This window comes from Clostridium homopropionicum DSM 5847, assembly GCF_001263795.1.
Lineage (GTDB): Bacteria > Bacillota > Clostridia > Clostridiales > Clostridiaceae > Clostridium_H > Clostridium_H homopropionicum.
In genome coordinates, this window is record NZ_LHUR01000011.1 from 76,217 (window position 1) to 90,939 (window position 14,723).

The 14,723-nt window shown below is 28.6% G+C and carries 16 protein-coding genes; all 16 read right to left on the reverse strand.

Going from position 1 to position 14,723, the window contains the following annotated elements; all coding sequences use genetic code 11:
- Window positions 1-408: 408 nt before the first annotated feature.
- Window positions 409-1,029 carry a stage II sporulation protein M gene (gene spoIIM, locus CLHOM_RS02530; protein ID WP_052220113.1) on the reverse strand — a complete coding sequence of 207 codons (621 nt, stop codon included), beginning with the start codon at window positions 1,027-1,029 and terminating at the stop codon, window positions 409-411.
- A gap of 71 nt (window positions 1,030-1,100) precedes the next feature.
- The gene (gene spo0A / locus CLHOM_RS02535) at window positions 1,101-1,913 is read right to left on the reverse strand and encodes a sporulation transcription factor Spo0A (protein ID WP_052220114.1); all 813 of its coding nucleotides are present in this window, start codon (window positions 1,911-1,913) and stop codon (window positions 1,101-1,103) included.
- A 188-nt stretch (window positions 1,914-2,101) separates the two neighbouring features.
- Window positions 2,102-3,310 carry a SpoIVB peptidase gene (spoIVB, locus tag CLHOM_RS02540; RefSeq protein WP_052220115.1) on the reverse strand — a complete coding sequence of 403 codons (1,209 nt, stop codon included), beginning with the start codon at window positions 3,308-3,310 and terminating at the stop codon, window positions 2,102-2,104.
- A gap of 171 nt (window positions 3,311-3,481) precedes the next feature.
- Window positions 3,482-5,185 (reverse strand): DNA repair protein RecN, encoded by a 1,704-nt coding sequence (gene recN, locus CLHOM_RS02545; protein ID WP_052220116.1) that lies wholly within the window; start codon window positions 5,183-5,185, stop codon window positions 3,482-3,484.
- A gap of 9 nt (window positions 5,186-5,194) precedes the next feature.
- Window positions 5,195-5,650, reverse strand: a complete 456-nt coding sequence (locus CLHOM_RS02550; RefSeq protein WP_052220117.1) for an arginine repressor — start codon at window positions 5,648-5,650, stop codon at window positions 5,195-5,197.
- 21 nt (window positions 5,651-5,671) lie between these two features.
- Window positions 5,672-6,493, reverse strand: coding sequence for an NAD(+)/NADH kinase (locus tag CLHOM_RS02555; protein ID WP_052220118.1), 822 nt, complete (start codon window positions 6,491-6,493; stop codon window positions 5,672-5,674).
- 12 nt (window positions 6,494-6,505) lie between these two features.
- Window positions 6,506-7,318, reverse strand: a complete 813-nt coding sequence (locus CLHOM_RS02560; protein WP_052220119.1) for a TlyA family RNA methyltransferase — start codon at window positions 7,316-7,318, stop codon at window positions 6,506-6,508.
- 10 nt (window positions 7,319-7,328) lie between these two features.
- Window positions 7,329-9,188 carry a 1-deoxy-D-xylulose-5-phosphate synthase gene (dxs, locus tag CLHOM_RS02565; RefSeq protein ID WP_052220120.1) on the reverse strand — a complete coding sequence of 620 codons (1,860 nt, stop codon included), beginning with the start codon at window positions 9,186-9,188 and terminating at the stop codon, window positions 7,329-7,331.
- Between the two features lie 133 nt (window positions 9,189-9,321).
- Window positions 9,322-10,191, reverse strand: a complete 870-nt coding sequence (locus CLHOM_RS02570; RefSeq protein ID WP_052220309.1) for a polyprenyl synthetase family protein — start codon at window positions 10,189-10,191, stop codon at window positions 9,322-9,324.
- A 1-nt stretch (window position 10,192) separates the two neighbouring features.
- Window positions 10,193-10,414 carry an exodeoxyribonuclease VII small subunit gene (locus CLHOM_RS02575; RefSeq protein WP_052220121.1) on the reverse strand — a complete coding sequence of 74 codons (222 nt, stop codon included), beginning with the start codon at window positions 10,412-10,414 and terminating at the stop codon, window positions 10,193-10,195.
- A 15-nt stretch (window positions 10,415-10,429) separates the two neighbouring features.
- Window positions 10,430-11,644 (reverse strand): exodeoxyribonuclease VII large subunit, encoded by a 1,215-nt coding sequence (gene xseA, locus CLHOM_RS02580; protein ID WP_052220122.1) that lies wholly within the window; start codon window positions 11,642-11,644, stop codon window positions 10,430-10,432.
- Window position 11,645: 1 nt separating this feature from the next.
- Complete coding sequence (locus CLHOM_RS02585; protein ID WP_052220123.1) at window positions 11,646-12,482, reverse strand: tetrahydrofolate dehydrogenase/cyclohydrolase catalytic domain-containing protein; 837 nt, start codon at window positions 12,480-12,482, stop codon at window positions 11,646-11,648.
- Window positions 12,483-12,509: 27 nt separating this feature from the next.
- Window positions 12,510-12,911 (reverse strand): transcription antitermination factor NusB, encoded by a 402-nt coding sequence (nusB, locus tag CLHOM_RS02590; protein WP_052220124.1) that lies wholly within the window; start codon window positions 12,909-12,911, stop codon window positions 12,510-12,512.
- 120 nt (window positions 12,912-13,031) lie between these two features.
- Window positions 13,032-13,424, reverse strand: a complete 393-nt coding sequence (locus CLHOM_RS02595; protein ID WP_052220125.1) for an Asp23/Gls24 family envelope stress response protein — start codon at window positions 13,422-13,424, stop codon at window positions 13,032-13,034.
- A gap of 85 nt (window positions 13,425-13,509) precedes the next feature.
- Window positions 13,510-14,022 (reverse strand): SpoIIIAH-like family protein, encoded by a 513-nt coding sequence (locus CLHOM_RS02600; RefSeq protein ID WP_052220126.1) that lies wholly within the window; start codon window positions 14,020-14,022, stop codon window positions 13,510-13,512.
- A 71-nt stretch (window positions 14,023-14,093) separates the two neighbouring features.
- Entirely contained in the window at window positions 14,094-14,723 is a 630-nt protein-coding gene (spoIIIAG, locus tag CLHOM_RS02605; RefSeq protein ID WP_052220127.1) for a stage III sporulation protein AG, read from the reverse strand.

Sequence of the window (14,723 nt, forward strand, 5' to 3'; positions counted from 1 at the left end):
TAAAATAATTAATACTATTGCTTTACTTTTTATTTTCATATGTATCTCCTTTCTTTTCTCTTAATGTAATCTTAGTTTTACCAATTTAGATAAGATTATCACATAATTATCTTAAAAATAAAAAAACACATCTGTGCATTTTATGCTTTAGATGTGCTCTAGTATAATTTATAGATCGAAAAATTTATACAATAAGTATAAATATCTATTTAAAATCATATCGTTATAGTTTAAAAAATTAAAAACAAAGGTACTATTCTTATTATTAAATTTATAAATTAGTTCTTTAATTAGAATCTCAATAATTTTAGGAAATATCAATCCAAGGGTTAATATAATGAGATAACACTTAATTAATAAGATTAAAACATTATATTTATCTGATTTGTCACTCATTATTCTACCCCTTTACACTAATATTTTAAGCATATTGGGAGTAAAATAAATTTCAATAATAAATCCTAAAATCATTATAATAACTAAGAAAGCATAGATACTTGAATAAGATATTATTTGAATTAAATTACCTTCCCTGTTCATTGATTTATTCTTTAATAAAGAAATAGAAAATTCTATTGCAAGAACAGAAGAAATTATTATGCAAGGTAAATATATAAGATTTTGAGGAAAAATTGCCAATAAATTTAATAGCACTCCTTTAGTTCCAAATCCGCTAATTATAATGCTTGAAGTAAAGCCTATAGTATACCCCTTAATAATATCTACTACTAAAATAAGAGGAGATCCTAGAAGAGTTAATCCTAAAAACCAGATTACTAATATAATAGAAAAATTATTTTTTAAAGCATTATATAAAATATATTTCTTATCAATACTTTCTGAATTTAAACTACTAGAACAACTCATTAAAAACTTTACCAATTCTGTCTTAACTGAAACATCCATATATTTTACAGAATATACGCCAATAACTATCCCAATACACATAAATAACAATGTTATGGCGTATAAAAATAAATTTCTATTAAAATGTTCTGTAAACCCTTGCAGTAATTTTATGTTTTTCATATCTCATTCCTCCCCTTGCTTTAATATCATTAATATTTATGTTTGCAAAAGGAGATATATGCAAAACGAAATTAACTTACTTTATTTTTTAATCTTAATTTATCAGCAACCATAGCTATGAACTCTGAATTAGTTGGTTTTCCCTTTCCGTTATGTATTGTATAACCAAATATTTTATTTATTGTTTCAACTTGTCCTCTGCTCCATGCTACTTCAATAGCATGTCTTATAGCTCTTTCTACTCTACTTGCAGTTGTGTTATATTTTTTTGCAATTGAAGGATATAATTCCTTAGTAACTGCTGATAATAGCTCTACATCATTTACTACCATACTAATAGCTTCTCTTAAATACATGTATCCTTTTATGTGTGCTGGTACTCCAATTTCATGAATAATGCTAGTTATTTCAGATTCTAAGTCTACAGGTTCATTTCTTTTAAACTTTATTTCTTCATTATCTACAATAGAAACGGTTTTCTTTACTTGATCACTTGAAATTGTATTATTAAACATTTGTCTTATTCTTTTTGTAAATACATCCATGTCAAATGGTTTTACTACATAGTAATCTGCTCCTAATGTAATTGCCCTTTGAGTTATTTTATCTTGTCCAACTGCAGAAAGCACTATTATTCTAGGCATAGGGTCTAATTTCATAGTGTTCATTTTTTCAAGAACTCCTAATCCATCAAGATGAGGCATAATTATATCAAGAACTACAAGATCTGGCTTTTTTTCTTGAATTAAACTTAAAGCTTCTAAACCATCTTTAGCTACCCCTGTAACTACTATATCTCTTTGATTTAATAAATAGTCGTTAAGGATATTACAAAATTCCTTATTATCATCTGCTATTAATACACTTATTTTGTTGTTTTCCATTACTTTATCTCTCCTTTAAATTTTATTCCATTTATTAACAATTACTTATTCGACAAAAGGCTAATAATTCCTTCTTTATTAGGAATTTTTTCTAAAATAAGGATACATTTTTTAAAATAAAAGATAGCTAATGCTATCTTTTATAATTATATATTCTATTTTACTATTTTTTAGATACAATTACTAGATTATTTTCCTAAAATATCTGCATCTTTTAACATCCATTCTATATAAATGCCATATCCAACATCAGGTTTATTTATTAGTACATGAGTTACTGCCCCAACTAACCTATTATCTTGAATTATTGGACTTCCACTCATTCCTTGAACAATTCCACCAGTTTTTTTAATAAGCTCTGGATCAGTTATTTTAATAACCATGCTTTTGGGTCCTGGTTTTTCTTGAGATAATAATTTTTCTATTCTTATATCATACATCTTTGGTTCATTACCATCAATAGTAGTTATTATTTTTGCAGGTCCCTCTTTAATTTCGTGTCTTAAAGCAATTTGAATTGGTTTATTAAACTTATTACCTACTAAATTCTTTTCTCCATCTCCATATATTCCGCAAATAGTATTTTTAGAAACCTTTCCCAGAAAATTATCTTCATTTATAAATATTCCTCTTAATTCTCCAGGATTGCCTTTTTCACCTTTTCTCACAGAAATTATCGATGATTCAAGAATTTCTCCATCATTTATTTTTAAAATTGTACCTGTATCAACATCAGTAATTGGGTGACCTAAGGCAGCAAACTTTTTACTTTTCTCATCATAAAACGTTAAAGTTCCAACTCCAGAAGTTGAATCTCTTACCCACAAACCTATCTTATATAGATTGCTTTTTTTATCTTTTATAGGTTTTACTTCTCTAACTATTGTATTCTCATTTCTTTCTATTTTTATTGATAGGGTTTTGTCCTTATTTCCTTCTAGAATACTGATTAAGTCTTGAGAACTTTTAATTTTGTTGTTATTTATTTCTGTAATAATGTCTCCTACTTGAATCCCACCTTCAATTGAAGGACTCATTACTTTTCCTTTTTCTGTTTCAATATCTGCTAATGCTACAACTAATACTCCTTTTGTAGATAATTTTACTCCTACTGGTGTTCCTCCAGGATAAACATAAATTTTAGGAACAGCTTTTAATGAAACTGATTTTACCGGAATCATTCCAAGCAAGCTCACATCGAAGGTTTTATTATTTTCATTGCTATTAATTTTATTAAATCTGTTATTTAGCTTTATAATATAATTGGATTTTAATTCCTGTCCTTCTCGTACAAAAATTGTACTTGGAATACTTAGAGTTTGCCAATACATAGTTAAAAAGAAAATCAAAATAGGAATTAAACTCCAGCATATTATGCATTTTCTTTTATTTTTCATTTTTATACCTCCTGCATAACATACTTTATTCAAAATTAATTTACCCTATTAAGATTTAATTATGCTATTGTATATATGTCTTTTTAGTAATTGTTTAATAAATAAACAATTATATAAATTAAAATAAAATTAAAAACAAAAAAAATTCATAATCATATCATGATTATGAATTTATTTATAATTAATTAAGTTTTTTTTTCTTTCAGTAGCTAGTTTTATCATTTCTTTAGAATTTTGTAACGTTAAATCAGTTATATTTAAACCGCCAATCATTCTAGCTATTTCATTTTCTTTTTCTAAATTATTCAGCTTTTTAATAAGGGTATAAGTTTTTCCTTCTTGAACTTCTTTAGATACAATAAAATGAGTATCTGACATGCTGGCTATTTGAGGAAGATGTGTTACACAAAATACTTGATGTAATGTAGAAATCAAATACATCTTCTCTCCAACACTTTGTGCAATCCTTCCGCTAATTCCAGTATCTATTTCATCGAAAATTACTGAAGGAATCTCATCTTTATCAACAAATACAGTTTTCAAGCTTAACATTATTCTAGATAATTCTCCTCCTGAAACCACCTTATCTAAAGGCTTTAAAGGCTCTCCAGGATTAGTAGAAATCAAAAACTGGACTTTGTCACGACCATTAACCAAAAATTCTTCTTCATAATTAACCTGTATTTTAATGTTACTTTTTTCAAGCCCAACATAATTTAATTCAAATTTGATCTTTTTTTCTAGTTCTTCTCCAATATTGCACCTTGTGTCGTGAATTTTTTTAGAATAATTTCCCATAGAACTTGTTATTTTATTCTTTTCTTTATTTAACTCATCGATAATTTTGTTGCTGTTGACTAGTTTATCATATTCGTCTGATATTTTAGACTTATAAGCCAATATATCTTCAATTGTTTCTCCATATTTCTTTTTTAAGGAATCAATTAAAAAAATCCTACTATTAATAGTTTCTAATTCATCTTTGTCATAAATTATGCTTTCTTGAATATCACGTATTTCATTTATATTTTGTTCTATATTAAAATAAGCCTCTTCTAATGAATTTACTAATGATGGTATATTAACCATAAGCTTTTCAATATTTCTTAATTCTCTAATTGCCCTGTTTATTAAATCGTATGCTGAAATAAAATTATCATCACTGTTATAAAGTATATTATAACTACTTATTAAAGAATTATTTATCTTTTCAGAATTACTTAATATTGAAAACTTATTTTTTAATTCTACATCTTCATTTATTACTAATTTTGCATTACTTATTTCATCTAATTGGTATTTAAGAAAATCGATAGTTTTTTCTCTTTCACCATTATTTGCACCTAACTCATCTATTTCTTTATTAATCTCTTGCAATCTTTTATATAGCAAACTATATTTATTTAATAAATCATTTAATTTTTCACTGCCATATTTATCTAAATAATAAATATGAGAACTGGAATTCAACAGTTTTTGGTTCTCATGCTGGCCATGAATATTAATTAAAGTACTTGTGATTTTTTTTACATCAGAAATAGAAAATGCTTTATTGTTTATTTTAATAATACTCTTGCCAGATTTAAAGGTTTCTCTAGCGATTATAATTAAATCATCAAATTCTATTTCCATATCTTTTAACATCTCAATAGTTTCGCTATTTTTAATTTCAAAAATTGCTTCAACAAAAGTCTTATTTTCTCCTGTCCTTATCATTTCTTTACCAGATTTACTACCAAGGACAAAATTAATAGCATCTATAATGATTGACTTTCCAGCGCCAGTTTCTCCTGTTAAAATATTAAAGCCTTTTTCAAAATCAATAGATAAATTCTCAATTAATGCAAAATTTTTAATATTAAGCTGTAGAAGCATATAAACCTCCTATTTATCTGAAAGTAACTTTCTTAACTTCTTAACAATTTCATATGCTTTTTCCTCATTTAAACATAGAATAAATATAGTATTATCTCCTGCAATAGTTCCAGCAATACCTTCGAAGTTCATAGAGTCAATAGCCTCTGCAGCCGCTGAGCCAGATCCGGATAAGGTTTTGACCACAACAAAATTTTGAACATTCTCAACGTTAATTACTGTATTAGAAAAAACATTCACTAGTTTATTTGATATTAAGCCTTCACTAGGAGATATAGTAGCGTATTTATATGTTCCTTTATTTGATAGAACCTTAATAAGCTTTAATTCCTTAATATCCCTAGAAACTGTTGCTTGTGTAACATCCATTCCTAATTTCTTTAATTCCTCTGCTAAATCTTCTTGAGTTTCAATATCCTTCGAATTAATAATCTCTAGTATCTTCGAATGCCTTTGTATTTTCATTTTTCATCTCCTTAAATAAAACTAAAAAATTTTTTTATGTAAAACTTGAAAATAATTGTATCCATTTATTTTTATAAGCTTGCACTTGCAATCATATTTTTTAACCATTATCATTTCACATTGCTCTGGTTTTACAGACTCTTGACCATCTAAAGTTAAAAAAAATCTTTCATTTTTAGAATCTACCTTTATACAAATTTCACTATTGCTCTCAAGAATTATACTTCTAGAGTGCAGAGAATGAGGACAAATTGGTGTCAAAGACATAATCTCTAGTGTAGGGTAAATTATTGGTCCACCAGCAGAAAGTGCGTAAGCTGTAGAACCTGTAGGGGTAGAAATAATTATTCCATCTGATTTAAATGAGGTATAAAACTCTCCATCAATATATACATCGTATTTTAAGATTCTAGATAAAGCACCTTTTGAAATAACTATATCATTTAAACAATTATAAGTCTTTTGAGAATCCTCACTGAAAACTTCGCACTGAAGCATCATCCTATCCTCAACTTTATATTCACCCTTACTTAGCTTTTCAAAAGCTTCTTCTAATTCCAGTATCTCAACACTGGCTAGGAACCCTAGATTTCCCATGTTTATTCCCAAAATAGGAACATTGAACTTAGAAATTATCCTTGCAGTTCTAAGAATTGTACCATCTCCACCTAAAACTATTACCATATCTAAATTTTTTGTTGTCTCTTCTTCAAGTCCTATAGTGTCCATAAAAATTTTTATTTTAGCTTTATTAAAATACTTACTAATTTTTTCGATTATTTCATTAATAACTTTTTCATCTATAAACTTACTGCTGTTAATATTTACTCCTATATTTTTCATTTTCCCTCCAAATTAAAGAGTATTATGTGACTGTTCTACAACTGCTTTTATTATATTTTTATCAAAGATAATCTCACTATTTGGATTCTTTGTAAAATACACTAAATACTCTATGTTTCCCTCTGGTCCTCTGATTGGAGAATAATCAAGACCAAGAACCTTTAAGTTGTTGTTAATTAAAAATTCTATTATATTCTCTATAACTTCTTCATGAATAGCTGCTTCCCTAACTACGCCTCTTTTACCTACCTTTTCTCTTCCAGCCTCAAATTGTGGTTTAATTAAAGCAACCACTTCTGCATTTTCAGTCATAAGATTTAAGATAGGTGGAATTATTTTAGTTAGTGATATAAATGATACGTCAATACTAGCAAAATCAGTGAATACCCCAATATCCTCATTAGTTATATATCTGGCATTAGTCCTTTCCATGCATACAACTCTTGGATCAGTTCTTAGCTTCCAAGCAAATTGACCATAGCCTACATCGATTGAAAACACTTGCTTTGCGCCATTTTGCAGCATACAATCAGTAAAGCCTCCAGTGGAAGCACCTATATCCATACAGATTTTTCCTTCTAAATCTATCTTAAAAGTATTTATGGCTCTTTCAAGCTTAAAGCCTCCTCGACTAACATAAGGCATTTGTTGTCCTTTAAATTCTATATTTGCGTTTTCTTTAACCTTTTGACCGCATTTATCAACTCTTTGACCATCTATGAATATTTCTCCTGCCATTATGCTTGACTGAGCTTTTTCTCTAGATTCAAATATTCCTTTTTGAACTAAAAGTAAATCTAGTCTACTACTTTTTGATTCTTTCATATAGTACCCCTTATATTATTTTGATAATTTTTTCTACTAAACCATCTGAATCTAAACCATATAATTTATATAAAACATCAACATCTCCATGAGAAATAAATTTATCTTCAAATCCATAGTTTGTAATACTAGCTCTGTAATTTAGCAAATTAGCATATTCTAGCACTAAAGATCCAAGCCCTCCATGAAGAACATTATCTTCAATTGTAATAATTTTATAATTTTGCTCTAACAAATTTTTTAACAAGTTCTTATCTATAGGTTTAACAAAACATGCATTTACTAATGTAGTTTCAATGCCGTTGTTTTTTAACTTATGTTGTACTTCCATGGCAATCTGAACCATTTTTCCTGTAGCAATTAATGCTACCTTTCCTCCATTGTTAATCACTTCCCATTTACCAGGTATAAAATCATTAAGAGGCTTTAAATGTATTTTTACATTATCTCCTCCTCTTGGATATCTAATAGCAATAGGGCATTTTTGATTTACAGACCACTTAAGCATATACTTTAATTCCTCAGTAGACTTTGGACTCATAATTGTAATATTGGGCATATGTGATAAATATGACAGGTCAAAAACTCCTTGATGAGTCTCTCCATCGTTACCAACAATACCAGCCCTATCAATAGCAAAAACTACAGGTAATTTTTGCTGACAGACATCATGAATAACTTGATCATAGGCTCTTTGAAGGAAAGTTGAATATACCACAAAAACTGGTTTCAATCCACCCTTTGACATACCTGCTGCTAAAGTTACAGCATGCTGTTCTGCAATTCCAACATCAAAAAATCTCTTAGGAAATTTAGCTGCAAACTCAGTTAAACCGGTACCATCTTTCATGGCTGCAGTAATTGCTACAACTTTATCATCATCAGAAGCTATTTCTACCATTGCATCTCCAAAAGTTTCAGAATATGATTCTACAGAACTCTTTGGAGTCTTTCCTGTCATCCAATCAAATGTAGATACTCCATGAAACTTATCTGGATTGTTTTCTGCAAATATATATCCTTTACCTTTTTTAGTAATAGTGTGTATTAATACTGGTCCTTTTATATCTTTAGCCATAGACATTACTTTTGTCATTTCTTTAATGTTATGTCCATCGATAGGTCCTAAATATTTAATACCCATATCTTCAAAAAACATGCCTGGAACAAGTATTTGTTTTATCCCTGACTTTATTTTTTTCAAGGAATCTGCAAGACCATTACCTAAATTTGTTTTCCTTAAAGCTTCATTGAATTCAAATTTAAATTTATTATATTTAGGGTCTATCCTAATCTTACTTAAATAAGTAGAAAGTCCTCCTACATTTTTACCAATTGACATTTGATTATCATTTAATACAATAATAAGATTAGTTTTTCTATAACCTACATCATTTAAAGCTTCTAATGCCATTCCGCCGGTCAGTGCACCGTCACCTATTACAGCAACCACTTGATATTTTTCGTCAGTTAAATCCCTAGCTCTTGCCATTCCAAGGGCAGCTGAAATTGAAGTACTGCTGTGTCCAGTTTCAAAAAGGTCATATTTACTTTCACAGCATTTAGGGAAGCCACTTATACCACCATGCCTTCTAAGATTATCGAATTTGTCTTTTCTTCCTGTTAAAATTTTATGTACGTAGGTTTGATGTCCAACATCCCAAATTATCTTATCTTTATTTAAATCAAAAACTCTATATAAGCTTAGGGTCAACTCCACTACGCCTAAATTAGAAGCTAAATGTCCCCCTGTTTTTGATACCTTTTCTATTAAGAAATTTCTAAGTTCATCAGAAAAGTCATATATTTGACCAAATGACATCTTCTTCAATTGATCTAAGTCATTATAATTATTCAGTATATTATACATACTTTCATCTTTCCTTCTCAATAACATGTCCTAAATAAAAATCCAATAAAAATTTATATTTATTCATATATGGATTATACCATAGGAAGTATTTATTTACATTTATTTTAAGAAAATTTATTTATCTACTTCATTAATGATTTCTTCTGCTAATAAATATTGTTGTATCCTTTAGATCATTTGTATTTAACGACAACTTTTCAAGTAAATCAATTGCATCTTTTGTTAAGCTTTCGCAGAATTCTATACATTTATCTAATCCAAATTGTGTAACAAAGGTTGTTTTGTTATTTTCTATATCACTTTTTGCATTTTTCCCTAAAATTTCTGTTTCACCAACAACATCTAATATATCATCTTTTATCTGAAATATTAGTCCTAATTTTTCACCAAATTCGTCTAATATGTTTATTTCCCCTTTACTAGCTCCACCTAAAATTGCTCCTGCTACTATGGAACTTTTTATTAGAGCTCCTGTTTTACACTTATGCATATAGTATAATTGGTCTTTATCAATAAGTTTACCTTCAGAAATTATGTCAACAATTTGACCGCCTATCATTCCCTCTACTCCAGCTGCATTAGAAATTATAGAGCATGCTTCTAAGACATTTTTATCTCCTTTAAGAGACTCATTAAACATTATGCTCATTGCTTCATTCAAAAGCCCATCTCCAGCTAGCACAGCAATTGCCTCGCCAAAAACCTTATGATTGGTTGGCTTCCCTCTTCTTAAATCATCATTATCCATGCATGGTAAATCATCATGAATGAGAGAATAGGTATGAATCATTTCTAATGCACATGCTATAGGAAGAATATTATTGAAATCATTTTTAAACATATTATATGTATAAAGCATTAAAGTTGGCCTTATTCTTTTTCCACCAACCTTAACACTATATGCCATTGAATCGTAAATTACCTTATTATAGGTGCCTTTATTTTCAAAATAATTATCTAACCATGTATTTATCTCTTGTCTTAAATAATCCATATTCATATTATTCATCAACCTCTATATAATCCTTTTCTCCATTTTCAGTAAGGATTTTAATTTTTCCTTCTGCTTCTTTTAGAATCATATTCATCTTATTAGAAATCTTAATTCCTTCTTCATAATTTTTCATTGATTTTTCTAGGGAAACTTCCCCTTTTTCCATTTCTTTAATTATATTATCTAGCTTTTCCATTAGCTCTTCATAGGATTCTTTTTTCTTTGCCATATAGGACCTCCATACTTAAGTTCTTTTATTTTTTTCAATCAAATTTACTGTAAAAGATACACTTCCATCTCTTAAATATACCTTTAATAAATCTCCTTGCTTTATCTCATCAACTTTTGTTACTAATTTATTTTTATCCTTATGAATTATAGAAAAACCTTTATCTATAATGTTCATTGGGTTATTTGCTTCAAGAAGTGAATTACATTTTGAAATATATTCTTTTTTCTTTTCAATTTTTGTTGATATCCAAAGCTTTAGTCTTTCTTTAATATTGTCCAATCTAATGTATTCATTGGCAATAAAGTTTATAGGATTATTCAGTTTCAATTTATTAAATTGAATATTGAAATAATTTGTTTTATTTAAAATAGTACTATTTGTAATCCGCTTCAATCTTTCAGTATAACTCTCAATTCTTTCTGTTAAATCTTCAAGGCTGTAAACTGTTATTTCAGCAGCTGCAGATGGAGTAGGAGCTCTCAAGTCACTTACAAAATCTGCAATAGTAAAATCAGTTTCGTGTCCAATGGCACTTACAATTGGTTTTTTGCAGTTAAAGATTTCGTAAGCCAAAGCTTCATCATTAAATGCCCATAACTCCTCAATAGACCCTCCACCTCTTGCTAATATTATAAGATCTATATCCTCCCTTTTATCCAAGTATCGTATTCCTTCAATCAACTGATTGCTGGCATTTGTTCCTTGAACAAGGGAGGGATATATTAAAATATCTATATTAGGATTACGTCTTCTTGAAACATTAATTATATCTCTAATTGCTGCCCCTGTTGGAGAAGTAATAATCCCTATCTTATTTAAAAACTTTGGAATTTGTTTTTTATACTTCTGATCAAATAAACCTTCTTTAATTAACTTGTTTTTCAAATTTTCAAAGGCTATATGTAAGTCACCAATACCTTCTTTTTTCATCTCTTCACAGTAAAATTGATAAACTCCCTCACTATGATATAGAGATACTCTCCCTCTTATAATAACATTATCTCCATTTTCAGGAATAAAATCCAAGGAATTTGTATATGTTTTAAACATTATACAGTTAATTTTACTCTGCTGATCCTTTAAAGAAAAATAAATGTGACCAGTAGAATGCAGCTTAATATTTGATATTTCTCCTTTAATAGATGCATTTCTAAGAATAAAGTCATTATCAAATATTTTCTTTATATATGTATTTAATTGAGAAACAGTTAAGGTTTTAATTTGCATCCTATTCTATACCCTCACATAGATTTTTTAGAAGCATTGTTGTAGTCATTGCACCTACTCCACCTGGAACTGGAGTAACAAAACTAGCTTTTTCTATAACTCTATCAAAGCAAACATCTCCAGCTAACTTTCCATTTACGGCAGTAGTTCCTACATCAATTACTATTGCATTTTCTTTTACAAATTCTTCTGTAACAAAGCCAGGTTTCCCTATTGCTGCTACTAATATATCTGCCTTTGAGCAAATCTCTTTTAAATTATCAGTTCTTGAATGACAGATTGTTACAGTTGCATTTTCATTAAGAAGCAGCTGTGCAACAGGTTTTCCAACTATATTGCTTCTTCCTATAACTACAGCATGTTTTCCTTCAATTTTTTCACCAGTGCTCTTAATCAATTCTATTATTCCTCTTGGTGTGCAAGGAATAAAACATTTTTCGCCCTTATATAACTTACCAACACTTACTGTATTAAGTCCATCAATATCTTTTTCAAAAGATATTAAAGATGTGATTTTAGCTTCATCTAAGTGCTTTGGAAGCGGTAATTGAAGTATAATTCCATTTATATTATTATCATTATTTAAATCACAAATTACCTTTGTTATTTCCTCTTCGGTTATTTTTTCATCTAAGTATATACTTTTAACCTCAATTCCTAAGTCAGCACATACTTTATTTTGGTTATTTACATAGTGTAATGACCCCCCATCATTACCTACAAGAATATTAGCCATGCAAGGTACTTTTTCTCCATTAGCTTTTTTTACCTCAATACTTTTTCTTATTTCATTTCTCAGGTTTTCAGCAACTGCCTTACCATTTAAAGAAACTCCCATTAGTTAACCCCCTTGTTTTTTAACTTTTTATCCTTTTATCATATTCCCAAGAACTCCATTAATAAATGAAGGTGAATTATCTGAAGAATATTTTTTTGCTAGTTCAATTGCTTCATTAACAGCAACTTTGTCTGGGACATCCTCTGTATATAACATTTCATAAGTAGAAATGCGAAGAATTGTAATGTCAATCTTAGATAATCTGCTTAGTTTCCAATTTTTTAAATTCTCTTGTATTTTATTGTCTATCTCTTCTTTATTTTCTTCAATACCATTTATTATATTTTTTATATACTGAAAATCTAAATCTTCTAAATTAATGTCAGTATTTTCTTTAAAATTTAGTAGTATTTCCTCATAATCTTCTTTATTTATTGTCATTTCAAATAGCAGCTTCATTGCTATTTCCCTCGATTTTCTTCTATTCATATGTTCCTCCTAAAAATTTAATCGTTCATAGTTTTTCTATTTACTTTAATTATTGTCAATTAATAGGTTATTATTCACTTTTAAACATGGAAACACCCTCTGTTTACAGAGGGTGTAGAACTAATCTTGTTTTTCATTATTCTTATCTTCCTCTTTAGGAAGTACTACATTCTGAATGAATACATTAACGGCAGATACCTTAAGTCCGGTCATCGACTCAACAAATTTAATGACATTTTCTTGAACTTTACTTGCTACCTCAGGAATTTTTATACCATATTTTACTACAACATGAATATCAATCGTAGCTTTATCCTCTTCTACAGTAACCTTTATCCCCTTAGATAAGTTCTTCTTACCACTTAATATTTGAGTTATGCCTCCAACTAATGTGGTGCCCATGCCTTCAATTCCATCTATTTCAGAAGCAGCTAGACCTGCAATAACTTCAACTACTTCATCAGATATCTTCACAATTCCTAGTTCCACTTCTTTGTTTAAATTTTCGTCCATTTAGGTACCCCCTTTGCTTTGATTTTTCAAAACAAATTAATCTTAGGATTATTATATCAAAAGCAGTTTAAATTTACAAATATAATTATTCTTTTAATTGAATTTCAACATCTTTTATGTGAGTAACATCCATTACTACATCTTGAATTTGTTTTTGTTGAGCTTCAGTTAATTTGTTAGTAGCTTTGATTATTATAGTAACTTTATTATCCTGTACATAAGAAAGTACTTCTTCATATCCCTTACTCTTTAGGATTGTTTCAATTTGGTTTTGATTACTTGTTGCTAGTGCTAAATTCGTATACTTCTTTGATAAATCCGCCCTTACTTCATTAGATGTATGTTCATCATCTATCAATGCTTTTAAATTTTGTAAAGCTTGAGTATTATTATTGTCTCTTACAATTTGATTTTCTTGGAAAAAGCTGCTTCCTGTTTTACTTGTAGCAGAATCATTTGAAGAGATAGTACTCTTACCACTTGACATATCATTACCAGCTACATAATCTAAGTCTGCATTTAATTTTGTTGCTAGAATTCCAGCACAAACTATTAAAGCTAGTAATACTACTATAATAGCTCCCTGTTTTTTGTTCATTTTAATACCTCCCATGCATTTATTATTTTACCTTTCACAAAAATTTATATGCCTAATAGAACTCAGTTATGTTATTTTTTCATTGCATAAACATTAACTTGATCTTCTTTTAAATCAAAGAGATTTATAACCGCCTTTTGAATTTGCAGCTTAATTAGATTATTATCTGCTCCCGCAGCAACAACACACACTCCAGTAACCTCAGGTTTGTACTTTTTTACAACAAAAGGCTCAGTTCCATCCTCTGTATTCATCATAACAATACTTCTACCATCATTTTTCTGAGTTATCTTTCTCGTACCTCCATCCACATCTTTTTCTTCTGTAAGACTTGTAGAATCATTAATGTTTATTGCAGGTATCTGTTCTTCACCTCCTTTAAAGTAAATCATTACCTTTACATTGCCTACACCTTCAATATTTTCTAATGTATCCTTTAATTTTTTTTCAATATCCTGTTCTTCTTTGTTTATTGTTTCAGTATTCTCTTGTACATTTTTAGTTTTTTCCACTTCCGTTATTTGATTATTTTTAGAAGGAATAAGACTTGAAGTAGTGGTTTCCTTAAAGGTATTGCTTAGAATAGCTAGCAGCACTCCAACTAAAACTAAGATCAGTAAATTCATAAAGTTTTTTTTATTGGTTTTTTCGCTTACTTTATCCTTAAGTTTCTCAGAATTAAAAAATTTTTTAAAGTCCAT